We start from the raw sequence: 23753 nt of genomic DNA on the forward strand, positions 1-23753 counted from the left end.
ACGGACTGATCATCGCAACGACGATCCCAGGCATGATGCCGCCCCGTCATACCGGTAAAGCCCGGTATGTCCCTGTTTGTAACAAGTCTAGGGGCGTATTCCCATGTCCAGTATCAATACCAATTCCTCCGCCATGCTTGCGCTGCAGTCTCTGGCTGCGACCAACAAGGCTCTCGACACCACCCAGTCGCGCATTTCGACGGGCTATCGCGTCGCCGAAGCATCCGACAACGCCGCCTACTGGTCGATCGCCACGACCATGCGCTCCGACAACAAGGCATTCTCGTCCGTCCAGGACGCGCTCGGCCTCGGCTCCGCCAAGATCGACACCGCCTATACCGGCATGAACAAGGCGATCGAAGTCGTGGACGACATCAAGCAGAAGCTGGTGTCTGCGCTCGGCGCCTCGGATGAGGACAAGGCCAAGATCCAGACCGAAATCGGCCAGCTGCAGGAGCAGCTGAAGAGCACGGCGCTTGCCGCGAACTATGCCGGTTCGAACCTGCTCGCCAACGACGACAGCGCAACGCCGCTGCAGATCGTCGCCTCCTATGACCGCGCCAGCGACGGCACGACGACCGTCAACCGTATCTCGGTCGACCTGTCGAACGTGGTTCTGTTCGCAGCCGACGGCACCGACGGCGGCCTGCTCGACGACACGATGGCGATCGATGTGACCGGCGCCGACGACACCACGATCGAAGGCTTCCTGGCCGACGTTGAGACGGCACTGAGCTCGATGGCGACCGGCGCGTCGAACCTGGGTGCGGCCAAGACCCGCGTCGACATGCAGACCGAGTTCGTCTCGGCCCTCAAGGACTCGATCGAGCGCGGCGTCGGTCAGCTCGTCGATGCCGACATGAACGCCGAATCGGCTCGCCTGTCTGCCCTGCAGACCCAGCAGCAGCTCGGCATCCAGGCGCTGTCGATCGCCAACTCCAACTCGCAGAACATCCTCTCGCTCTTCCGCTAAGCCGAACAGCGACTGTTCTGAACACGGGCCGCGCTCCGCAAGGAGCGCGGCCTTTGCCTTTCCGGCATAATTCCGTTTCCGCGCCGCCCGCGGCCCCTCTTCCCACATCGCGAATCACCTTGAAACCGCCGGGCTGTCACAGCTTCCGCGAGCGCTTCCGCGCGTCCCACACCCCTGAAAAACGTTGGTTTTCCGCGCTTAACCGGGCGTTAACCATAAGCCACTACCAATGATTAACCGTAGCCGACAGCGTAGTGGATTTTTAAGGGGGCTTAGAGGTGACATCAATTCTGACCAACGCGTCCGCCATGACGGCGCTTCAGTCGTTGCAGGCCACCAACAAGGCCCTGGAAACCACCCAGTCGCGCATCTCGACGGGTCTCCGGGTCGCCGAGGCGGCGGACAACGCGGCCTACTGGTCGATCGCGACCACGATGAAATCGGACAACAAGGCGCTCTCCTCCATCCAGGACTCCCTGGGCCTGGGCGCCAGCCGCATCGACACCGCCTACACCGCTATCAACAGCGTGGTCGGGCTGGTCGACGACATCAAGCAGAAGCTGGTGTCGGCGATCGGCGCGTCGGAGAGCGACAAGGCGAAGATCCAGTCCGAGATCACGGAACTTCAGAAGCAGCTGAAATTCGCCGCCGACGCGGCGACCTTCAGCGGCGCCAACTGGCTGTCGGTCGATTCGAGCGTCGCCAACGGCAACCCGGCCGACGGCGAACATGCCGACGCCAAGATCGTCGCCGCCTTCAACCGCAGTTCGGCCGGCGACGTCACGCTCGGCACCATCGACATCAACGTCCAGTCCATCAAGCTCTTCGATGCGGCGGCAACCACCGCCGAGAACCAGGGCATCGTCGAGGGTCTGCGGTCGAGCACCACCGGCCTGCGTGACGACAGCGCCACCACGGCCACGGCGGGAACCTACAACGCAACCGACGGCTATTCGGTCTACACGCTCACCGTCGAAGGCTTCCTCGACACGCAGATCGAGCAGATGCTGACCGTCGCCGACCAGACGCTGGCGGACCTGACCGACGCGGCAACCGTCATCGGTGCGGCCAAGACCCGTATCGACATGCAGCAGAGCTTCACCGCCAGCCTGATGGACTCGATCGAGCGCGGCGTCGGCCAGCTGGTCGACGCGGACATGAACGAGGAGTCGACCAGGCTGCAGGCCTTGCAGGTGCAGCAGCAGCTCGGCATCCAGGCGCTCTCGATCGCCAACAGCAACGCGCAGAACGTTCTGTCTCTCTTCAAGTAGCAATCGAAAATCGCTACTTACCAAACTGATTTCAAAAGGCCGCGTCTCGAACGCGGCCTTTCAATTTTCGCACAAGCTTCGATCTCTAGGCTGCCGCAAGACATTGTTCCGAGGAGCCGATAATCCGTGCCCGAGCAGATTCAGCGAATCCTTGACAACCTCCAGGCCATGGGTGGTCGCCGGCTTTCGATCATGGGCGCGGTGGCCGCGCTCGTCGTGTCGGTGATCGTGGTCGGTTCGCTGTGGCTCAACCGCCCGTCCTTCGAGACGCTCTATGTCGGCCTCGACCGCTCCGACGTCAACCAGATCGGCATCGTGCTCGGCGAGGTCGGCATTCCCTTCGACGTCTCTTCGGACGGAACGTCGGTGATGGTGCCCGTGGGCCGCACCGGGCAGGCGCGCATGCTGCTCGCGGAAAAAGGCCTGCCGACCAGCACGAATGCCGGCTACGAGCTGTTCGACAATGTCGGCTCGCTCGGCCTGACCTCCTTCATGCAGGAAGTGACCAAGGTCCGTGCGCTGGAAGGCGAGATCGCCCGCACCATCCAGTCGATCGCCGGCATCAAGGCCGCGCGCGTCCACATCGTCACCGGCGAACAGGGCAGTTTCCGCCAGGCGCAGCGCCAGCCGTCGGCCTCGGTGGTGATCCGCACCGCCGGCCTCGACGCTTCCCGCAGCGCTGCCTCGATCCGCTACCTCGTCGCGGCGGCCGTGCCGGGGCTGGCGGCCGAGAACGTGACGATCCTCGATTCCGACGGAACCCTGCTCGCCGCCGGCGACGACCCGGCCAACAACACCGCGACCCGCTCGATGGGCGTGGAGCGCACGGTCGAGAACCAGATCCAGGACTCGATCCACCGGGCGCTGTCGCCCTATCTCGGGCCGGACAACTTCCGCACCAGCGTCAACGCGGTCGTGAACACCGACAGCAAGCAGATCGAGGAGACGATCTTCGATCCGGAATCCCGCGTCGAGCGGTCGATCCAGGTCGTCAAGGAAAACAACCAGAACAACCAGAGCCAGTCGACCACTCCCACCTCGGTCGACCAGAATCTCCCCAACGAAGGCGCACCCGGCGCGGGCGGTCCGACATCAAGCGAGAAGAACGACCGCAAGGAAGAGATCACCAATTACGAGATCAACTCGAAGCGCATCGCGACCGTCAGCAACGGTTATTCGGTGACGCGCCTGTCGATCGCGGTCGTGGTCAACGAGGCCCGCATCAAGGCCGTGCTCGGCGAAGGCGCGACGCCGGAGAAGGTGCAGGAGCGTCTTGCCGCCATCCGCGAGATGGTCGCGACGGCCGCCGGCCTGACCGAAAGCCGCGGTGACGCGATCAGCGTCAACGCGGTCGAGTTCATCGACGGCATCGACGGCGAGGCGATCAGCGGGCCGAGCTTCCTCGAAACGGCCGGCCGTCACACCGGCACGATCATAAATTCGGGCGCCTTCGTGCTCGTCGTCTTCCTGGTGGTATGGTTCGGCCTGCGCCCGCTCACCGCCGCGCTCCAGGCGGGACCGGCCGCAGCCCCCAGCTTCGACGAGATCCAGCGCTCGCTTCCGGGCGCGGCGGAAAATCTGCAGATCGCCGCCGGCGGCGGCGCACCGGGCGGAGAAGGCGAGGCGACGACCGCCCAGCTGGCGCGCTCCAACGTCAACCCGATCGACGAGCTGCGCAACAAGCTGAAACCCGCCCCGCAGGACCGCCTCGCGCGGATGCTTGAGCTGAACGAAGAGCGCACGGCGCAGATCCTGCGCAAATGGGCGCATCAGGAGGCGAGCTGATGGCGCTGGCGATCGCCGACTACCTGCCCGACTTCGCGCCACCGCCCCCGCGCCCGGCGCCGGTCGCGGCGGTTCCTTCCCGCGTCGAGCTGGTCCGCCCTGCCCCGCAACCGGAACCCGAACCTGTCGACGTCGACAGGATCGTCGCCGAGGCTGTCGCGAAGGCCGAGGCCGATGCCGCGCAGCGGCTCGAGGCGCTTTACGAGGAGCGTGCGGCGGAGGATCGCGCCCGGCACGAGGAGGAGATGGCGGCGCTGCGCACCACGCTCTCGGTCGAGCTGGCCTCGAAAGCGGCCGCGGCACTTTCCGAGCTCGAACGCAGGGCGATCGAGGAAGCGACCTCGATCTGCGCGCGGATCCTGGGACAGATCGTCGACGAGAAGGTGCGCGACCGCGCGGTGGCGGCACTCGCAGCTGCCGTCAGCAATGCGGTCGGTGACGCCGACGCGATCCGTGTGCGGGTCAGCGGGCCGCAATCCCTGTTCATGCCCTTCGCAGCAGCGATGGGAGACCATGCGCGCCATCTCGAATTCGTCGAGACGGACGCCTGCGACCTGACCGTCTCGCTGGACGAGACGCTGTTTGAGACCAGGCTCGGCGAATGGTCGTCCGCACTCACGGGAGCAGTCGGTTGAGCACTGCCAATCACGCGGAACCGCATCAAGAGATCCTGATCATCCGCCACGGCGGGCATGACGACCACGACGACCACCATGGCGGCGCGTGGAAGATCGCCTTTGCCGACTTCATGACGGCGATGATGTGCTTCTTCCTGGTGATGTGGCTGATCAACGCCGCCAACGAGGAAACGAAGGCCGCGGTCGCCAGCTATTTCAACCCGATCAAGCTGACCGACAAGAACGCCAGCCGGCGCGGGCTCGACGAGGAAGGGCAAGGCTCCACCGCCGCCCAGACCCAGGCCCAGAGCGAAACGGACCCGGCGGCGTCGATCGCTGGCGTCGGCGCGGCCGAGACCGGCAACATGAAGCAGGAGAGCGCGAGCGAATCGGCCGACGCCGAGAAATACACCGACGAACACCTGTTCTCGAACCCCTATGCGGTGCTCGCCGAAATCGCGGCAGAGACCGGGAACCTGCAGAACCTGAGCGAGAAGGGCGAAGGCGGCGCACAGCTTTCCGGTCCCGCGACGGGGGCTTCGGGGGGGGAATCCTTCCGCGACCCGTTCGCGCCCGATTTCTGGTCGCAGCAGATCATCCCGGGCGTGGACTCGCCGCCCACCGAGGACAACACGTTGTCGGAAGCGGGCGAGGAGAAGACGCCGGAGGGCGCGAAGGGCGCCGAAGCCGAGACGCCGGCCGCGCAGGCGGAACGCGCGCCCGCTGAACCTGTCGATCCGGCCAAGCCATCCGAGGCGGTCGAGAAACAGGCCGCCGAAATCCGCAAGGAGATTGCGCAGGCGCTCGGCGCGAACGGCAAGCTCGCCGAAGGCCTGACGGTCGAGGCGACGCCGCAGGGCGTGATGATCTCCGTCACCGACCAGCTCGACTTCGGCATGTTCGAGATCGGTTCCGCCGTGCCCCGGCGCGATCTCGTGCTGGCGATGGAGAAGATCGGCAAGATCCTTTCGGAGCGCAGCGGCAGCCTGCACATCTACGGCCACACCGACGGCCGTCCCTTCGCCGGCGGACAGTATGACAACTGGCGGCTCTCCACCGCGCGCGCCCATTCCGCCTATTACATGCTGGTGCGCTCCGGCCTGGACGAGAAGCGCCTGACCGAAGTGGCGGGCTTTGCCGACCGCAAGCTCAAGGTCCAGTCCGATCCGCTCGCGGCCTCCAACCGCCGCATCGAGATCCTGCTGGAGACCGCCGGATGAAGCGGCTGTGCCGGGCCATGGCGTTCGGCGCTTCGCTCTCGGCCGCGGCCTTCGCGACCGGGCCGGCAGATGCCGCGCTGGACACGTTCCAGATGGTCCGCTCCCTCCAGCTCGTGCAGGACCGTATCGCGGGCGGCGATCACGCCGCCCTGCCGATGCAGCAGAAGATCCTGCAGATGATCGACAAGAAGCTGCGGGAGGCAGGCCCCGACGACTTCCGCGAGCGCAAGAACATCGAGGCGCTGCTGATCTATGCCATGAGCGGCGGCAATCCGGTCACCGTCGACGTCGCCATCGCGCGGCTGAAGCCCGACGAGGCGACAAAGCCGCTCACGGATGGAGTGCGCTTCTACATCCGCGGCGATGCAAAATCGGCCATCACGACGTTGCAGTCGATCGACCCGCGCACGCTCAACAGCGACCTCGGATCGTTCCTCGCCTTGATCAAGGGCTCGATGACGGCGGCCGACGAGCCAAAGCCGGCGATCGCCCTGCTCGACACCGCCCGGCTGCTGGCGCCGGGGACCCTGGTGGAGGAGGCGGCGCTGCGCCGCTCGCTGCCTCTCGCCGCACGGCTCGGCGACACCGAGCGCTTCCTGCGCGCCTCCAGCCAGTATGTGCGCCGGTTCCTGCGCTCGCCCTATGCGACGCAATATGCGGACGAACTGGTGAAGGGCATCGTCGCCCTCTACGCCTCGCTCGACCTGCATGTGATCGAGAGCACCATCGCGGAGATGAGCCGGGAGCACCAGAAGGTGATCTATCTGCGGCTCGCCCGCACCGCCGCGATCGAGGGCCTGCGCGAGCTTTCCGATTTCGCCGCGAAGAAGGCGGCAGATTTCGAAAGCGTCGCGGCCGGCGAGGACGACCCGCGCGCGCTGCTCTATTCGAGCCTGTCGGAGATCGCGTCGGAGAAAGGGCCGGAAATCCTCGAACGGCTGAGGTCGATCGACCGCGACAAGCTCGCCGGACCCGACCGGCAATTGCTGGACGCGGCGATCTCCGTCGCCACCGGCATCATGACCTCGCCGAACGATCCGGCCCCGCCGGCGCCGGTCGCGGCGGCCGAGCCTGAACCGGAGCCGCAGCCCGTCGCACATGCGCCGGCGCCTGAACAGCCGGAGCCGCCGCAGGCGATGGACATTGCCGCCGCGCGTCCGGCGCACGCCTCCGCCGAGCCGCCGCCATTGGCCGTGCAACGCGTCGACCGGCGGCCGGACCCGCCCGTCCTGCCCGTCGATGCCAGCGCCTCGGCGGAAGAACCCTTGCCCCTCGTCAGCGAGACGCGGCGCAAGCTGGAGGAAATCGACAAGATGCTCGAAGGGGCCAAATGACAAGTCTCGTGTCCGCGTCCAAACTGGCGCTCGCCGAACCGCGCCAGCAGGCCCGCAAGGACGGATCGAAAGGCCACCCTGGCTTTCAGGACGCCGTCCGTGCATCTGGCGCCGAGCGGCACGGCAGCCCGGCCGTCCGCGCGCCCGCCACTCCATCTTCGCCTTCGCCGATGCAGGGACTGGCGCAGCGGCTGGACGCGTTCGAGAAGGTCGCGGGGCTTGCGGCAGAGACATCAGCGGGGGGTGTGAGCGACGTTCCGCAGCGCGCCGGCGAACAAGCGCATGCGCAGATCACGGAAGCGGCGGACCAGTCATCGCCTGCGCCGTCACGGGGGCAGGCGCAACAGCTGAACACGTTCGCGAAGAGCGAAAACCTCGCGGACCATACGCCGACAGGAGATGCGGCCGAATCACCGCAGCGCACCGTTGAGCAAACGAAGGCACCAGTCGCACAGGCGGTCGCCGGCCGTTCGCCCTTCGGCGAAGCGGGCTCCGTGACGAATGCCAGGGCAGGCTACGGAACCACGGGCGCCGGCGACGCCAAGCCGAAGCTTGCGCAGACGTTTGAGGAAGATGCGGGCGTGCAGGCCGAACAGGTCACCGATCCCGATGTCTCCTTTGACGCGAACGCGCCGCTGGCGAATGACAGGATCGGGCGCGCCGAAGTGGATGAAACAGGCAAAGCAGACGCACATCGTACGCCCCCTTCCCCTGCGCATGTCGACGAGAAGGCCGGGCCGGCGCCGATGGCGGGTATGCGGTCCGCACCGGTCGAGCTCGATACGGAAGCCGCGGAAGCCTCTGACACGATAGACACGCTTGAACCGGCGTCGGAACCGGAGAGCCCCGACACCGCGGTCGCGAAGACGGACACGATGTCGAAACAGCCGGAGGCGGCGGCGACGTGGTTGCCGTTGCAGGATACCCGCCCAGCGGCGCCGAAGCAGAAGCCGACTGACGACATGCCGGCAGAGACGGTCGCCAAGGCTGCCTCGGACGCAAAGACAATTCCGGCGTCGCGTGCTCCGCGCGACGATGCCACCGCCTCGGATGCGCTCCGCTCAGCGCCCGCCGACGCAGGGGCGGCCTCCGTCAAGCCAGCCGCCACCGTGACCGATGCGCAGGCGCGGCAGCCCCAGCCGGCCGCCGACGTCGCGATTGGCCTGACCAGCAAGCAGGCGCAGGCCGTGGCATCGGGGGACGATGGCATCGAGCGTCGGAGGGTTTCCCGCCCGGCCCCCGGCACCGCGTCGGATCAGGCCGAGGTCTCCATGAGTGCAGCCGCCCAGGCGCAGTCGGCGCCGAATGGGAGCGGGAACGCTAGCGGCGAGCGCATGGTTTCCGAGCGCGCCACGTCCGCCCGCGCTACCTCTACAGCAGCAAAACCTGCCTCAACGGCCACAACGCCTGCGCCTGCTTCTCGCCCAGCCCGGGCCGCGGATGCCGCCGTGCATCCAGGATCGCCGTCCGCACCGGCAAACGAGCGCTTCCAATCCGGGACGGAACCGGCCGAGAAGGAGCCGGTTCGCAGCGATTCCGGCGATGACGCGAAGCCGGCCGTTTCCGGCGACGTGCGCCAGGCCGATACAGTCCGTCCCGCGCCCGCTGCGGTGACGGCGGTCTCCGTGCAGACCCAGCCCACCGCCCCCGCCGCGCCGGCGGCTGCCGTGATCGCCACTGTCCGCGCCGACGCCTCGTGGGCCGCTTATTTCCGCGATACCCAGCCGGGGACCGGCGCTCAGGTCAACTCGCTGAAGATCCAGCTCAACCCGCTCGAACTCGGCAACGTGACCGCCCACCTTCAGATCAAGGACGACGCGGTCTCGGTCGAGTTGACGGCGGAGACGGCAGACGCCCAGCGTCAGCTCGCCACCGACGCCGACACGATCGCGAAATCGCTGCGCGCGCTCGGCATCGACGTCGATCGCGTAACCGTGCAGCTCACCGCCCGCGCGGATGCGCAGCCGCAGACGGATGCCTCGGGCCAGCCGCGCCAGCAGGGTTTTGCCGCCGATGGCGGCGCGGGCAACGCGCGCGAGCAGGACGGCGGCTCGCGCCGCGAGCAGCAGCGGCAGTCCGGGGATCCCGCCGCCTCGGCATCGGGTCCCTCCGCGGCCTCTTCGAACAGGAGCTCATCCGCACGATACATCTAGCCGGACGGCCCGTTCGACCTCCCTCGAAACGAGGTCCGGACAGCCGTTCGAATCAATCGGCGATTGCTCCCGAAAATATGGTTAACGAGTGGTTAACGACCGCGCCCGACAGGGCTGCGGGCGATACCCTAATTATGGTTAACAAGAATTCACGGATGTTCGCGATTCCGGCCCGGGGCTACCCCTTTTGACAGAAGTGGGGCTTCTGATTCGTGGGGCGGGGCAATGATCGTTATCGTGGACGAGCGCGAGCTCGTAAAAGGCGGATTCAGTTCGCTTTTCAGTCGTGAAGGCGTGGCCAGCGCGGGTTTTCTTCCTGGCGAGTTCGACGAATGGATCGACACCGCCGCGCAGCCTGACCTGAAGGCGGTTTCAGCGGTGCTGATCGGCGAGTGCGGCGAGCACGATCTGTCGCCGCGCCGCATCCGCGACCGCACCGCAGCTCCGGTCATCGCGCTCAGCGAACAGCACTCGCTGGAGAACACGCTCAAGTTGTTCGAGGCCGGCGTCGACGACGTCATCCGCAAGCCCGTCCACATCCGCGAGATCCTCGCCCGCGTCTGCGCCATCCGCCGCCGCGGTGCCGACGAGGCGAACTATGCCGAGGTCGGCTCCATGCGCATCTACATGGATGGCCGCGATCCGGAGATCGACGGCGCGCCGCTTCCATTGCCGCGCCGCGAGCGCCGCATCCTCGAATATCTGGCGACCAATTCCGGCCGCCGCGTCACCAAGGCGCAGGTCTTCAACGCGATCTACGGCGTCTTCGACGAGGACGTCGAGGAGAACGTCGTCGAGAGCCACATCTCGAAGCTGCGCAAGAAGCTGCGGGACAAGATGGGCTTCGATCCGATCGAGTCCAAGCGCTTCCTGGGCTATCGCCTCGCCACGCAGGCTGCCTGACCTCGATCCGACAGCCCCGCGCAAGTCCCGGGCTGTAGGCTCATCCTCAGCGGCACCACATCCGAGGAGTAACGGAATGAGTCTTTACGGAATGATGCGGACAGGCGTCTCGGGCATGAACGCCCAGTCGAACCGCCTGTCGACAACCGCCGACAACATCGCCAATTCCAGCACCAACGGCTACAAGCGCGCCAAGGCGGAGTTTTCCAGCCTGGTGCTGCCGAGCACACCCGGTGCCTACAATTCCGGTGGCGTGACCACCTCGATACGCTACGCCATCACCGACCAGGGCGCGCTGCAGTACACCACCTCGATCTCCGACCTCGCGGTCAACGGCAACGGCATGTTCGTCGTCCAGGACTCGGCCGGGAACTCCTTCATGACCCGCGCGGGATCGTTCGTGCCCAACGGCAAGGGCGAGCTCGTCAACGCGGCCGGCTTCATCCTGATGGGTTACGACGCCTCGAGCGGCGTCCCGACCGCCACCACCAACGGCTTTGAAGGGCTGGTCCCGGTGAGCCTGTCGCAGAACGAGCTCAATGCCACACCCTCCACAGAGGGCTCGTTGTCGCTGAACCTGCCCGCTCTGGCAGAGGACCTCTCGACCGGAGACGTGCCCTCGGACAACCTGGCCACCTCCAAATACACCGCGAAATCGTCGATGCAGGTCTATGACGACCTCGGCGGCCAGATCGTCCTCGACATCTACTTCACCAAGACGGGCGCCGACACCTGGGAAGTGGCCGTCTACAACAAGGCCGACGCCGGCGCGAACGGCGGCTTCCCCTACTCGTCGGCGGCGCTTGCAACCGAGACGCTGACCTTCGATCCGACCACGGGCGATTACACCTCGACCAGCCCGACATCGGTGTCGCTGACGATCCCGGGCGGCCAGCCGTTCAAGATCGACCTGGAGAACGCGACGCAGCTCAAGGCCGACTACACGCTGTTCGATTCCTGGTCGAACGGCAACGCGCCGAGTTCGATCGAGCAGATCACCATCGATGGCGACGGCATCCTGTACGCTCAGTACGGCGACGGCACGACCAAGGCGCTCTACCGCATTCCGCTGGCCACCACCCGAAGCGACGACATGCTGACGGTGCTGCCGGGCAACGTGTACCGGCCGAGCAACGAATCCGGTTCGGTGCTGGTCGGCTTCCCCGAGGACGGCACGTTCGGCTCGGTGGTGTCGGGCGCCTTGGAGAATTCCAATGTCGACATCGCCGAAGAGCTCACCAGCATGATCGAGGCGCAGCGCAGCTATACCGCCAATTCCAAGGTTTTCCAGACGGGTGCAGACCTGATGGACATCCTTGTGAATCTGAAGCGCTAGCTGAAGGTCTGCCGGGGGGCAGGGCCAAAGGATGTCGCTTACGACCGCACTCAACATCGCGAAACAGTCGCTTCAGTCGACATCGCGCCAGACTGCGGTCGTCTCGCAGAACATCTCGAACGCGAGCAATTCGGACTATGTGAGGCGCAACGCCGTCGTCTCCAGCGAGGCGCCGGGCGCGCGCGTCGTCCTCATCCAGCGCGCGGCCAACGAGGCGCTGTTCCGCGCCAACCTCTCCGCGGTCTCCTCCTACGAAGGCCAGGGGACGCTGCGCACAAGCATAGATTCGCTGGCGCTCGCGGTGAACGGTGTCGACAACGCAAACTCGGCCGCGACCGCGCTCGGATCGCTCTACGAGGCGATCCAGCTCTATTCGAACAATCCGGCCAACGCCTCGCTCGGCGAGAACGCCATCGAGGCGGCGCGCCAGGTGGTGCGTTCGCTGAACGATGGCACGGCGGCCGTCAGCGCCCAGCGCACCAATGCCGACATGCAGATCTCGGTCGCCGTCGGCGAACTGAACGGCCTGCTGGCCGACTTCCAGACCGCCAACAGCGCGGTCGTGGCCGGCACGCAGACCGGCCGCGACGTCTCCGACCAGCTCGACCAGCGCGACGCGCTGTTGAAGAAGATCGCGCAATATGTGCCGATCTCGACCATCACGCGCGAAAACAACGACATGGTGCTCACCACCTCGTCGGGCGCGATCCTGTTCGAGACGACGCCGCGCACGGTGACCTTCGAGCCGAAGCCCGGTTACGACGCCTCGACCATGGGCAACGCCGTCTACATCGACGGCGTGCCGCTGCAGGCCGGCACCGGCGGCGACACCAATGCGGCGGGCAAGATCGCCGCCTACCTGCAGCTCCGCGACACGGTCGCGCCCGCGGTCCAGGCCCAGCTCGACGAAGTCGCGCGCGGACTCGTCATGGCCTTCGCCGAGACGGACCAGACCGGAACCGATCCGGACCTCGCCGGCCTGTTCACCTGGAGCGGCGGACCGACACTCCCCGCGGACGGCACGCTGGCGCCCGGTATCGCAGGCTCGATCGCGGTCAACGCGGCGATGGATTCGCGGCAGGGCGGCAATCCGACCGTGCTGCGCGATGGCGGCGCCAACGGCGCGGACTACGTCGCGAACACCGCCGGGAACGCATCGTTCTCGTCCCTGCTGATCGGCTATTCGAGCAAACTGGACGAGACGATCCCCTTCGACGCATCCGCGGGCGTCGGCACCAGCGCCAGCGTGATGGAATACTCCTCCAGCATCATCGGCTGGCTGGAGAACCTTCGCCAGCAGGCCACGGCCGCCGAGGAGACCAAGGGCGCGCTGGTCTCGCGCACGGCCGAGACGCTGTCGAACGATACCGGGGTGAACATGGACCAGGAAATGTCGCTCCTGATCGAGCTGGAACACTCTTACGACGCATCCGCCCGCCTGCTCAAGGCCGTCGACGAGATGCTGGCCAACCTCATTTCGATGGTGGGGTAACGGGCGATGAAATCCTCCTACGTCTCCTCGAACGCGATCAGCCAGGCGCTGCGCTATTCGATGATGAAGATGCAGACCGACCTCGTGTCGGCGCAAAAGGAAAGCACGACGCTGCGCGTCGCCGACGTCGGCCTGGCGCTCGGCTCGCGCACCAGCGAGACGGTGTCGCTCGCCCGCGACGTCAGCCGCCTCAACGGCATCATCGATTCCAATGCGCTCGTCTCCTCGCGGCTGACCTCTACGCAGGACGTGCTGGGCCAGCTGACCGCGCAGGCCGAGGAATTGCGCTCGACCCTGTCGGCGGCCGTGTCCGGCTCCTCCGACCGCGGCGTGGTCCAGGCCGGCGGCGCGGCGATGATGGACCTGCTGACCTCTTCGCTGAACACCAGCATTAACGGCCAGTACCTGTTCGCGGGCATCAACACCGACGTGAGGCCCATCTCCGATTTCTCGGATCCCTCCTCCCCCGCGAGGGCCGCCTTCGACACCGCCTTCCAGACCTATTTCGGCTTCAGCCAGACAGACGCCGACGCCGCCGACATCACGTCGGCCGAGATGGAGGACTTCCTCACCAATGTGGTCGAGCCGCAGTTCCTGGGCGCGGGCTGGGAGACCAACTGGTCGAGCGCGACGGACGAGGGCATCGTCTCGCGCATCGCGCTCAACGAGACGGCCGAGACTTCGGTCAGCGCCAACATCACCGGACTGCGCAAGCTCGCAATGGTGTCGGCGATCACCTCCAGCATGATGCAAGGCAATTTCAGCGAGGCCGCCACCAAGGCAGTCACCGAACGCGCACTTGCCCTGACGGTCGAAAGCATATCGGACATCACCGACCGGCAGGCGCTGATCGGCGTGACCCAGCAGCGCGTGACCAACGCTTCCGAGCGCATCGACACCCAGATCGGCGTCTTCGAATCCACGATCAGCGATATGGAGAGCGTCGACCCCTACGAGGCCGCCACGCGCGTCTCCGCGCTCGTGTCGCAGATCGAGACCGCCTACGCGCTGACCGCGCGCATCCAGAACCTGAGCCTGCTCAAATACATGAGCTGAAACTGAATTCGGACGAGACCATTTCGGGACACGACCAGGCATGTATCAATTCTCCTACGCCGACATCCAGACGGACTCGATCGCCGACGCGAAGGATCGTGAGCGGCAGGTGCTTGATCGCTCGATCGAACTTCTGATCGAAGCCCGGACCGCGGGGGTCGATTCCTTCAAGTCGATCGAGGCGATCCATTTCTCGCACAAGGTCTGGACCACCCTGCTCGAGGACCTCGCAAATCCCGACAACGAGCTGCCGAAGGAACTCCGGGCCAACCTCATCTCGATCGGCCTGTGGGTCCTGCGCGAGGCCGAGAACATCCGCCAGGGCACTTCGAACAATTTCGACGGCCTGATCGAGATCTCGCAGATCATCAGGGACGGGCTGCAATGAAAAACACCCTGAAGATCTCGCTCAAGCCGAACGAGAAGATCTACATCAACGGCGCCGTGGTAAGGGTCGACCGCAAAGTGTCGATCGAGTTCCTCAACGACGTGCAGTTCCTGCTCGAGAACCACGTCATGCAGCCGGAGAAGGCGTCGACGCCGCTGCGGCAGCTCTATTTCATCGCCCAGATCATCCTGATGACACCCGGCGCGGCCGAAGAGGCGCGCGCGATGTTCAGGAAATCGCTGTCGCTGCTTCTCGCCAACTTCACCGATGACGGAATTCTGGCCGGGCTGAAGGAAGTCGACCAGCTCGTCGGAGAGGATCAGGTCTACGATGCCTTGAAGGCGATCCGCGCGCTGTATCCAATCGAGGCCATGATCCTCGACAAAGACGCCCCGCGCCGGCCGGTCCAGCAGGAAACCTTCGCCGCCGTGGGAGCACGTTGATGTACGTATCCACCTACGCCTCGCAGAACACGTCCTCATCTTCCACGTCGACCGCGACGTCCGGAAGCATGGTCGACTACCAGTCCTTCCTCAAGCTGCTCGTCGCCGAGATGAAGAACCAGGACCCGACGAGCCCGATGGAATCGACGGACTACGTCGCCCAGCTCGCGACCTTCAGCCAGGTCGAGCAGTCGGTGCAGATGAACACGAAGCTCGACAACATCCTCCAGGCCTCGGTCCTGTCCCAGGCGGGATCACTGATCGGCAAGACCGTGACGTCGGCCGACGGTTCGATGACCGGCACGGTCAAGGAGGTGAAGCTGTACAGCGACGGCATCATCGCCGTGCTCGACAACGGCAAAGAGGTTCCTATGCTTCCCGGCGTCAAGATCAGCTAGGACGCCCCATGAACGAGGCCGACGCGCTCGATATCGTCCAGGCCGCCATCTGGACCGTGCTGGTTGCCTCCGCGCCCGCCGTCGTGGCGGCCATGCTGGTCGGCATCGGCATTGCGCTGCTGCAGGCCCTGACGCAGGTGCAGGAAATCACGCTGACCTTCGTGCCCAAGATCGTGGCGATCCTTCTCGCTCTGGTGCTGACCGGCCCTTTCGTCGGCGCGCAGATCTATGCCTTCTCGGAAGTGGTGTTCCAGCGCATCCAGACCGGGTTCTGAGAGTCTCCAAGCCCACCCTCGCACAAGTTTGGCCCCCTAGTCTGAGCGGAGCGCCACGCGTCGGCGTGTGATTCCGCGAGGATTGCCTTGGCACTGATCGAGACGCTTCCGAGGATGGCGGGCGCCCGCAACGGGCGCGACGTCGGATTCGCCATCGGCATCGTCGCGATCCTGTGCATCCTCTTCCTGCCGATTCCGCCCTTTGTCATCGACATCGGGCTCGCCTTCTCGATCGCGCTCTCGGTGCTGATCCTGATGGTGGCGCTGTGGATCCAGCGGCCGCTCGACTTCTCGTCCTTCCCGACGATCCTGCTGATCGCAACGATGCTGCGGCTCTCGCTCAATATCGCCACGACGCGCGTGATCCTCTCGCACGGCAACGAGGGCACCAATGCCGCCGGCTACGTCATCGGCGGCTTCTCCAGCCTGGTGATGAGCGGCGACTTCGTCATCGGCATCATCGTCTTCTCGATCCTGCTTGTGGTGAACTTCATCGTCATCACCAAGGGTTCGACCCGTATCGCCGAGGTCGGCGCACGCTTCACCCTCGACGCCATTCCCGGCAAGCAGATGTCGATCGACGCCGACCTCTCGGCCGGCCTGATCAACGAGAAGGAAGCGCAGCTGCGCCGGCGCGAACTCGAAGAGGAAAGCTCCTTCTTCGGCTCCATGGACGGCGCCTCCAAATTCGTCCGCGGCGACGCCATCGCCGGCCTGATCATCACCGGCGTCAACGTCGTCGGCGGCATCGTCATCGGCTATGCGCGGCACGACATGGATCTCGGCGAGGCGGCGGAGGTCTTCGTCAAGCTGTCAGTCGGCGACGGTCTCGTCACCCAGATCCCTGCGCTGATCGTCTCGCTGGCCGCCGGCCTGCTGGTCTCCAAGGGCGGTACGCGCGGCTCGGCCGACCAGGCGGTCATGGGACAGCTCTCTGCCTATCCGCGCGCGCTCTATGTCGCTGCCATGCTGCTGACCATCCTGTCGCTGCTGCCCGGCCTGCCGATGCTGCCCTTCCTGTCGCTTGCGATCCTGATGGCCGTCGTCGGCTACGTGATTCCGATGCGCCAGAACAGAAGGGCGGCGGAGGCGGAGACCGCCGAGAAGCACAAGCAGGCGCAGAAGGAAGAAGACGAGCGCAACTCGGTCAAGGAATCGCTCAAGACCGCCGAGATCGAGCTCCTGATCGGCAAGCAGCTCTCCACCAAGCTGGTTGTCGTCCACCAGGAACTGGCGTTCCGCATGGGCAAGATGCGCAAGAAGTTCGCCCAGCAATACGGCTTCGTGGTGCCGGAGGTGAAACTCACCGACGATTTCGCCATTCCCGGCAAGGCCTACCAGATCCGCATGCACGGCACCGTCGTGGCCGAGAACCAGATGCGCGTCGGCGAGCTGATGGTGCTGCTCGGCGCCAAGGAGCCGCCCGATATGCCGGGCGAGGAGGTTCGCGAGCCGGCCTTCGGCATGCGCGCCTTCTCCGTGCCCGAGATGTTCGCGGACGACCTGAAGCGCGACGGCTACGCCTTTGCCGACAACCTGTCGGTGCTGCTCACCCACCTGTCGGAAGTGATCCGCAACAACCTGCCGCAGCTTCTGTCCTACAAGGACATGAAGGCGCTGCTCGACCGGCAGGACCCGGAATACAAGAAGCTCGCCGACGACATCTGCACGTCGCACATCTCCTATCCCGGCCTGCAGGCCGTGCTGAAGCTCTTGCTCGCTGAGCGCGTCTCGATCCGCAACCTGCACCTGATCATCGAGGCGATCGCCGAGATCGCGCCGCATGTGCGCCGCACCGAGCAGATCGTCGAGCATGTGCGCATCCGCATGTCGCAGCAGATCTGCGGCGACCTGTCGGAAGGCGGCGTGCTCAAGGTGCTGCGCCTCGGCAACCGCTGGGATCTGGTGCTGCACCAGAGCCTGAAGCGCGACGCCAAGGGCGAGATCCGTGAATTCGACATCGACCCGCGCCTGCTGGAGGAGTTCGGCCAGGAGGCGGGCAAGGCGATCCGCAAGCTGATCGACGGCGGCGAGCGTTTCGCCATCGTCACCGCGCCGGACGCGCGGCCCTACGTGCGCATGATCATCGAGCGGCTTTATCCGACGCTTCCGGTGCTCAGCCACGTCGAGATCGCCAAGGGCGTCGAAATCAGGGTGCTGGGCTCGGTCTCGTGACCGCCACCTTGCCCGACCTCGTCATCGCGGCGTTCATTACCTTCTGCCGCGTCGGCGCCTGCTTCATGGTGATGCCGGGCCTGTCGAGCGCGCGCGTGCCGTTGCAGATCAGGCTGTTCGTTGCCGTCGCCGCGACGCTAGCGCTGCTGATGAACATGTCGGACCAGGTGATCCCCTATGTGCGCCGACAGCCGGCCGAACTCGCGCTCATCGTCATCTCCGAAAGCCTGATCGGCGGCCTGATCGGGCTGATGGCCCGCTTCTACGTGCTCGCGCTGCAGTTCATCGCCAGCGCGATCTCGATGATGGTTGGCTTCAACGGCGGCATGGGCCATTCGATCGCGGAATCGGAGCCGGAATCGACGCTCGCCGCGCTGATCTCGTTCGCCGGCTTGATGCTGCTGTTCGTCCTCGACTTCCACCACGAGATCGTGAAGGCGCTCGTGCTGTCGTACCAGCTGGCGCCGCTGAACGCGTTCTTCAACCCGCAGTCCAGCCTCGTCGATCTGACCGACACGTTGTCCGAGGCCTTCATGGTCATGCTGAGACTCGGCAGCCCGTTCCTCGCCTATTCGCTGCTGGTCAACCTCGCCATCGGCTTCGTCAACAAGCTGACGCCGCAGATCCCGGTCTACTTCATCTCGCTGCCCTTCGTGATTACCGGCGGCTTCATCCTGCTCTATCTCGGCATGCCGATCTTCCTCTCCCTCTTCGCCGGCAGCTTCGCCAGCGTGACAGTCGGGCGCTGACCATGACGAACCGAAGCGACCGCCTGAAGCAGATCGTAAAGCTCCAGAAGAAGGTGACGGAGATCCACGAGATGCGCCGCGCCAACTTCCTCGCGCAGGCCGCGGCGGCCGAGCGCGAGGCGAAGGAGATTCTGGAGGCTCGCAACGAAGGCTCGATGTCGAACCTTTTTCCGGATGTCTATTCGCGCTTCGTCGAGAAGGCTGTCGCGCGCGCCCGCGACAACGAGGCGCTGGCACAGGCCGAGGGCCTGAAGGTGGCCGCCGAAACCGCCCGCACCAACATCGTGGAACGAACCTGGCGCGAGGCGCTGCGCGACGAGGAACGCAAGGCCGAGGAGCGCGCGGCACTCGACGCAGTGGAACAGCGGCTGGCGCTGAAATAGCGGCTCAAGCCTGCCACAAGTTTTCTCGTCCAGATTAGTCACGACGAAACAGCAAGGGAGAGCACCTTGACCAATGCCGTCATCGACGCGCTCGGCGGCACCGCGATCGGGCAGCCTTCCGTGGACGCGTCCGAGAGCCGCGTCGAACGTCTCGCGCGCCTCGCCGCCGTGTCCGATGCCCGCAGCGCCGCTGCACTTGCCTCGCCGCGCGCCGCCGCCGGCAAGGTTCCAGAGACCTTTCAGAAGTTCGAAGGCATGGTGCTGCAGACCTTCATCCAGTCGATGCTGCCGCAGGAAAGCGAGGCGGTGTACGGCAGCGGGCTGGCCGGCGACATGTGGAAGTCGTTTCTTGCCACCGAGATCGCCAACCAGATGGCGAAGGCCGGCGGCATCGGCATTGCCGAACGGGTGCTCGGCCAGCACTACATGGATGGTGAGAAGAAGGTCGCGATCTCCGGCCTGCCCGGTACAGCGGAGAAGTCCGGCCTCGCCGACCAGCGGCTCCTGTCCTCCAGCCTCGTGCAGGAAATGCAGCGTACGATGATGAAATCGCTCGGCGAGGACCTGGCGGCCACCGGCCGATCAAGCGCGGACTGACGGGTAAGACGATGAGCGACACGACATTCTACAGCCCCAACCTGCCACAGCTCGTCTCCGGCGCGTCCGAGCGGACGCCACAGGGCAGCGTCGGTTCGATCTCCGCCATCATCGGCCGCATCGAGGAGGCGATCGAGAGCGAGACCGCGTCCATCAGGTCGGATCCGAAGTTCGACATCCACGCCTCCAACGCCAAGAAGAGCCGCTACCTCTACGAGCTGAACCGCGCCGTGAAGGGCATTTCTATGAGCGACTTCGCCGAGAAACATCGCGACGCGATCGTGCGGCTGCGCGAAAAACTCGTCGCCAACGAAGCAGTCATCCGCGCCCATCTCGCCGCCGTGGCAGAGGTGGCGGGCCTGATCCAGACCGCCATCGAGCGCGCCGAGACAGACGGCACCTATTCCACCAGCGCATTCCAGCGGATCTGACGGGCATGGTGAAATTCATCGTCGCGGCCGTCTGGATCGTCGCCGTCACGGTGGGCTCGATCTTCTTCGCCTTCTCCTCGACCAGAGACAAGCCGGGGGAGGTCGAGAAGCCCGCCCCGTTCTTCGGCGGGCTCGATTATGTGAAGACCGATGTGATTTCGGTTCCGGTGGTGAAGAACGGCGAAGTGGCGGGCTACTTCATCGCCCGCTTCGTGTTCACCGCCGAGCCGGCGCGCATCGCCAAGATGAGCGTGCCGATGCAGGCGATCATCACCGACGAGTTCTTCACCTACCTCTATTCCAACCCGCTGATGGACTTCACCCGTGGCGACCGCATCGACATCGACGCGTTCCGCGCCGGCCTGCGCGACAACCTGAACAAGCGGCTCGGAGAGGACTTCGTCCACGAGGTGATGATGGAGCAGGTGGACTACCTGTCAAAGCAGGAAATCCGCGACAACGCCATGAAACGGCGCTTGCCGCCCAAGGCCAAGCAACTGCCGGAAGCCCCCAAGCCGTCCAGCGGGCATTGAGGGGTCAGCTGAAGTTCGGCTTGCGCTTTTCGAGGAACGCCCGCAGCCCTTCCAGGGCATCCGGTCCGGTTTGCGACAGCGCCGCGCTGAGGCTTTCCGCATAGAGCCCGTCGCCGCGGCTCATGTCGTCGATGCGGGCGATCGAGTGGATGACGAGATAGTTGACCAACGAGGCGTTGGAGGCGATGTCGCGCGCCAGCGCAATGGCCCTGTCGAGCCCTTCGCCCTCGCCGACGAGATAGTGTGCCAGACCGAGCCGGTAGCCTTCCGCGGCATCGTAGACCCGCCCAGTCAGCATCATCTCTGTCATCCGGTCGGGTCCCAGGATGCGGCCGATCCGCACCGTGGCGCCACCGCCGACGAAGATGCCCCGCTTGCCCTCGGGAAGCTGGAACCGCGTGCTGGGCTCCGCGACGCGCACATGGCAGGACGCGGCGATCTCCAGCCCTCCGCCGATCACCGAACCCGACATCGCCGCCACCACCGGGAGCCCGCCGAACTGGATCGTGTCCATGAGCTGGTGCCAGCGGCGCGAATGCTTCATGACGTCCGCCGGCTCGCGCCGCGACTGTTCGCCAAGGTCGAGGCCCGCCGAGAAATGTCCGCCCGCCCCGGTCACGACCACCGCGCGCACGCTCTTGGGCGGCGCGTCGAAGAAGGCGCGCAGCCCGTCCGCGAGCGCGTCGGAGATCGCGTTGCGCTTCTCCGCCCGATCGAAGGTGAGGATCGCGATATCGTCGCGCACTTCGACCAGCACATGGCCTGCCCCGTCCGGCAGGCGTGTCTGGGGGCTGGTGGTGAGGCTCATGACTGCTGCAATTCCGCTGGCGTCGATTGCATTGTTCTATATCATAACAATATCAGCCGATTCAATCGACACATAGCCGCCGTCGATCGCCGCTGGCCGATTTTGCAGCCGTCCTGCACTATTCATGTGCAGATCAGGTGCGATTCGCGGCCGGTGGATGCGGTCCGGCCGACTTCGGACCTCCTGTCATCCCGCGGCTTCCGGCCTTCACCGGAGCCGATTAGAAGAGGCGCCATGACGGTCGATACGAAGCCAGGTCCTCGCCGCCGCGATGCCCCAGCCACCGAGATGCCCGACAAGGAAGGCATCGTCGGCTACAAGCTGCGCCGTGCCCAACTCGTCGTGTTCCACGATTTCCTGCAGACCTTCGCCCGGATGAAGATCCGGCCGGCGGAATTTTCCGTGCTGTCGATGATTGCCCGCACCCCCGGCCTCAAGCAGACCGAGATCGCCGAGGCGCTGGGCATCAAGCGCGCCAACTTCGTCGCCCTGATGGATGGGCTGGAAGCGCGCGGCCTCGCCGACCGGCGCAAGGGCGGCGCAGACCGCCGCTCGCACGCGCTTCACCTGACGCCCGAAGGCGAGCGTTTCGTCAGGAAGATGGTCGCCGTCTGGCACGAGCACGAGGACCGCATGGTCGACAGGCTCGGCGGCCCGCAGGAGCGCGACCGCCTGATCGAACTGCTGGACCGCCTGCTCGCGGGACAGGAGGCGGCGAAGGAGGACTAGCCCCTCAGCGCCGCTGCGACTTCGTCGGGGATCGCATATCCCTTGATCCTGTCCGGATTGTCCGGATCGACGCCCGCCCAGACCCGCGTCTCGCGCGCCTCGATCGCCAGCGCCTCGCTTTTGTAGACCTTGTGCAGAATGTCGAAGGACGAACGCCTGATCCCGCTCGCCTGCGTCTCGATGCGGATCACGTCGCCGTAGCGCGACGGGATGATGAACTTCGCGCCGGTGTCCACCATCGGGATGCCGACGATGCCGTAATGCTTCGTCCAGGCGATCTTCTTCATGCCGGTGGCCTTCTCCAGGAGATAGGCCGTGGAGGCGTCGAACATCGCGAAATAGCGCGGATAGAAGACGATGCCGGCTGCATCGCAGTCGCCCCATTCGATCTCGACGTCGCGGCTGTTCACCAGCATGTGCAGTTCTCCTGTTGCCGCCTAGGGGACGGCGCCCGATGCCGGCACTCTCCTTCGCACTGAGATGCCGGACTGAAATTCCCACTTACCGAGCCTCTGCAGGGCGCCGTCGACATCAGGCCGGGCGGCTGAAAGCCGACGAAGGTCAGGACTGACCTACATCTGTTTGCACACGTCAGAATAGATACTCTGAAGGTTAAAGACATATTAATATTAATGCCCGTTAACCGCTGGCTCCAAGCAGACATGACTCGTGTCAGAATATTATCGATGATAATCGAGCGACGGTGAGTACTAATTGGTATTCATGGACTTATTTTATGAAGGAGATATAAAGTGAATTTGTTTGCATACATACGAAATGCGGTCGGTCTTGGCCTTTTTGCTGGCACAATCAGCGCTTTTGTTGGTGTCATCTACGCCTCCCCTGCGGCGGCTGAGATTACCGAGTGTACCAACATTACGTCGGTTCCGGCGACCATCAGCACCCAAGGCGTGTATTGCATGAAGCAGCACCTGCCCACGAACCTCGCGTCGGGCGCCGGCATCACCGTCACCGTCAACAACGTCACCATCGACTGCAACAACTTCAAGCTCGGCAATCTCGCGGCCGGCGCGAGCAACACCGCCGTCGGGATAATTGCGACCGGACGGAACAATGTCATAGTTCGCAACTGTGGTATCCGCGGCTGGCGCACCGGCGTTCAGCTCTCGGACGGCGCCTACCGGGTCGAAAGCAACGTGCTGGACTTCAACAGACAGACCGGTATCTTCGTCAGTGGCGACGGCTCGTCCGTCCGCAACAATGAAGTCATCGCGACAGGCGGCAGCACGATTCCGGCCCTGACGGATTTCCACGGCATCAATGTCAGCGGCGACGTCGACATCAACGGCAATCTGGTCGACGGCGTCACCGCTACCGCGACCACCAACGGCAACGCTTATGGCATTCGCACCGAGAATTCGAGCGCGAGCACGATCGGCAGCAACATCGTGCGCAACCTCGCAAAGGCCGGAAGCGGCGCCCGGCGCGGCATCTGGAACCAGAACGGCGCCCACAATACCCTCTTTGGAAACACCATCGTGATGGACGGCAACCTGATCGTAGGTGAGGCGGCGCTGCGCTGCGGCGACGGTCTCATCCTCAACGGCGCGTCGCGCGACAACACCATCCTGGGGACCGGCCTGCTGGGCACGGCGCTCGGCCTGTTGAATTGCACATCCGTCGCGGGCGACTACGTGAACCCGCTGTAAGCGGATAGCGCAAGCACTCTGCTTGCCTGAGCGA

Annotated in this window: 25 protein-coding genes; 23 read left to right on the top strand and 2 right to left on the bottom strand. The window is 65.2% G+C overall.

The window, feature by feature from the left end:
* Positions 1-103: 103 nt before the first annotated feature.
* The 21 genes from B9Z03_RS22555 (at position 104) to B9Z03_RS22655 (ending at position 20512) form a co-directional block, all read left to right on the top strand.
* Positions 104-973: a flagellin N-terminal helical domain-containing protein gene (locus tag B9Z03_RS22555; RefSeq protein WP_085466269.1), complete on the top strand. Its 870-nt coding sequence runs from the start codon at positions 104-106 to the stop codon at positions 971-973.
* A 278-nt stretch (positions 974-1251) separates the two neighbouring features.
* Positions 1252-2244: a flagellin N-terminal helical domain-containing protein gene (locus tag B9Z03_RS22560; RefSeq protein ID WP_085466270.1), complete on the top strand. Its 993-nt coding sequence runs from the start codon at positions 1252-1254 to the stop codon at positions 2242-2244.
* Between the two features lie 126 nt (positions 2245-2370).
* A complete protein-coding gene (fliF, locus tag B9Z03_RS22565) occupies positions 2371-4029 on the top strand; it encodes a flagellar basal-body MS-ring/collar protein FliF (protein ID WP_085466271.1) in 1659 nt (552 codons plus the stop codon).
* A complete protein-coding gene (locus B9Z03_RS22570; RefSeq protein WP_085466272.1) occupies positions 4029-4664 on the top strand; it encodes a hypothetical protein in 636 nt (211 codons plus the stop codon). The genes fliF and B9Z03_RS22570 overlap by 1 nt, the downstream gene beginning before the upstream one ends.
* The gene (locus B9Z03_RS22575) at positions 4661-5866 is read left to right on the top strand and encodes a flagellar motor protein MotB (RefSeq protein WP_244561817.1); all 1206 of its coding nucleotides are present in this window, start codon (positions 4661-4663) and stop codon (positions 5864-5866) included. Before B9Z03_RS22570 ends, B9Z03_RS22575 begins: the two co-directional genes overlap by 4 nt.
* Positions 5863-7200, top strand: a complete 1338-nt coding sequence (locus tag B9Z03_RS22580; protein ID WP_085466274.1) for a hypothetical protein — start codon at positions 5863-5865, stop codon at positions 7198-7200. Before B9Z03_RS22575 ends, B9Z03_RS22580 begins: the two co-directional genes overlap by 4 nt.
* The gene (locus tag B9Z03_RS22585; RefSeq protein WP_085466275.1) at positions 7197-9353 is read left to right on the top strand and encodes a flagellar hook-length control protein FliK; all 2157 of its coding nucleotides are present in this window, start codon (positions 7197-7199) and stop codon (positions 9351-9353) included. The genes B9Z03_RS22580 and B9Z03_RS22585 overlap by 4 nt, the downstream gene beginning before the upstream one ends.
* A gap of 225 nt (positions 9354-9578) precedes the next feature.
* The gene (locus tag B9Z03_RS22590; RefSeq protein WP_085466276.1) at positions 9579-10256 is read left to right on the top strand and encodes a response regulator transcription factor; all 678 of its coding nucleotides are present in this window, start codon (positions 9579-9581) and stop codon (positions 10254-10256) included.
* A 76-nt stretch (positions 10257-10332) separates the two neighbouring features.
* Positions 10333-11592, top strand: a complete 1260-nt coding sequence (locus B9Z03_RS22595; protein ID WP_085466277.1) for a flagellar hook protein FlgE — start codon at positions 10333-10335, stop codon at positions 11590-11592.
* 31 nt (positions 11593-11623) lie between these two features.
* Complete coding sequence (gene flgK, locus B9Z03_RS22600; RefSeq protein ID WP_085466278.1) at positions 11624-13084, top strand: flagellar hook-associated protein FlgK; 1461 nt, start codon at positions 11624-11626, stop codon at positions 13082-13084.
* Between the two features lie 6 nt (positions 13085-13090).
* Positions 13091-14140 carry a flagellar hook-associated family protein gene (locus B9Z03_RS22605; RefSeq protein WP_085466279.1) on the top strand — a complete coding sequence of 350 codons (1050 nt, stop codon included), beginning with the start codon at positions 13091-13093 and terminating at the stop codon, positions 14138-14140.
* Positions 14141-14180: 40 nt separating this feature from the next.
* A complete protein-coding gene (gene flaF / locus B9Z03_RS22610) occupies positions 14181-14528 on the top strand; it encodes a flagellar biosynthesis regulator FlaF (RefSeq protein WP_085466280.1) in 348 nt (115 codons plus the stop codon).
* Positions 14525-14971 carry a flagellar biosynthesis repressor FlbT gene (flbT, locus tag B9Z03_RS22615; protein ID WP_085466281.1) on the top strand — a complete coding sequence of 149 codons (447 nt, stop codon included), beginning with the start codon at positions 14525-14527 and terminating at the stop codon, positions 14969-14971. The genes flaF and flbT overlap by 4 nt, the downstream gene beginning before the upstream one ends.
* Positions 14971-15369, top strand: coding sequence for a flagellar hook assembly protein FlgD (flgD, locus tag B9Z03_RS22620; protein WP_085466282.1), 399 nt, complete (start codon positions 14971-14973; stop codon positions 15367-15369). The genes flbT and flgD overlap by 1 nt, the downstream gene beginning before the upstream one ends.
* Before the next feature lie 8 nt (positions 15370-15377).
* Positions 15378-15644, top strand: a complete 267-nt coding sequence (gene fliQ / locus B9Z03_RS22625) for a flagellar biosynthesis protein FliQ (protein ID WP_085466283.1) — start codon at positions 15378-15380, stop codon at positions 15642-15644.
* Positions 15645-15758: 114 nt separating this feature from the next.
* Positions 15759-17819: a flagellar biosynthesis protein FlhA gene (gene flhA, locus B9Z03_RS22630; protein WP_176247684.1), complete on the top strand. Its 2061-nt coding sequence runs from the start codon at positions 15759-15761 to the stop codon at positions 17817-17819.
* Positions 17816-18568, top strand: a complete 753-nt coding sequence (fliR, locus tag B9Z03_RS22635; protein ID WP_085466285.1) for a flagellar biosynthetic protein FliR — start codon at positions 17816-17818, stop codon at positions 18566-18568. The genes flhA and fliR overlap by 4 nt, the downstream gene beginning before the upstream one ends.
* Positions 18569-18570: 2 nt before the next feature.
* Entirely contained in the window at positions 18571-18951 is a 381-nt protein-coding gene (locus tag B9Z03_RS22640; protein ID WP_085466286.1) for a hypothetical protein, read from the top strand.
* Positions 18952-19017: 66 nt separating this feature from the next.
* On the top strand, positions 19018-19548 hold the full coding sequence (locus B9Z03_RS22645; protein WP_085466287.1) for a rod-binding protein: 531 nt from the start codon (positions 19018-19020) through the stop codon (positions 19546-19548).
* An 11-nt stretch (positions 19549-19559) separates the two neighbouring features.
* Positions 19560-19979, top strand: coding sequence for a hypothetical protein (locus B9Z03_RS22650; RefSeq protein WP_085466288.1), 420 nt, complete (start codon positions 19560-19562; stop codon positions 19977-19979).
* A gap of 5 nt (positions 19980-19984) precedes the next feature.
* Positions 19985-20512 carry a hypothetical protein gene (locus B9Z03_RS22655; protein ID WP_085466289.1) on the top strand — a complete coding sequence of 176 codons (528 nt, stop codon included), beginning with the start codon at positions 19985-19987 and terminating at the stop codon, positions 20510-20512.
* 4 nt (positions 20513-20516) lie between these two features.
* Here the strand turns inward: B9Z03_RS22655 and B9Z03_RS22660 are convergent, their stop codons facing one another.
* The gene (locus B9Z03_RS22660; RefSeq protein ID WP_085466290.1) at positions 20517-21320 is read right to left on the bottom strand and encodes a crotonase/enoyl-CoA hydratase family protein; all 804 of its coding nucleotides are present in this window, start codon (positions 21318-21320) and stop codon (positions 20517-20519) included.
* Between the two features lie 234 nt (positions 21321-21554).
* Between B9Z03_RS22660 and B9Z03_RS22665 the strand changes: the two genes are divergently transcribed.
* Positions 21555-22049, top strand: a complete 495-nt coding sequence (locus B9Z03_RS22665) for a MarR family winged helix-turn-helix transcriptional regulator (protein ID WP_085466291.1) — start codon at positions 21555-21557, stop codon at positions 22047-22049.
* Here B9Z03_RS22665 and B9Z03_RS22670 read toward each other — a convergent pair.
* Positions 22046-22465 carry an acyl-CoA thioesterase gene (locus B9Z03_RS22670; RefSeq protein ID WP_085466292.1) on the bottom strand — a complete coding sequence of 140 codons (420 nt, stop codon included), beginning with the start codon at positions 22463-22465 and terminating at the stop codon, positions 22046-22048. The genes B9Z03_RS22665 and B9Z03_RS22670 overlap by 4 nt on opposite strands.
* A 336-nt stretch (positions 22466-22801) precedes the next feature.
* Between B9Z03_RS22670 and B9Z03_RS22675 the strand changes: the two genes are divergently transcribed.
* On the top strand, positions 22802-23719 hold the full coding sequence (locus B9Z03_RS22675) for a right-handed parallel beta-helix repeat-containing protein (protein WP_139832368.1): 918 nt from the start codon (positions 22802-22804) through the stop codon (positions 23717-23719).
* The last annotated feature ends 34 nt before the right edge of the window (positions 23720-23753 follow it).

The organism is Mesorhizobium australicum (assembly GCF_900177325.1).
Lineage (GTDB): Bacteria > Pseudomonadota > Alphaproteobacteria > Rhizobiales > Rhizobiaceae > Mesorhizobium_A > Mesorhizobium_A australicum_A.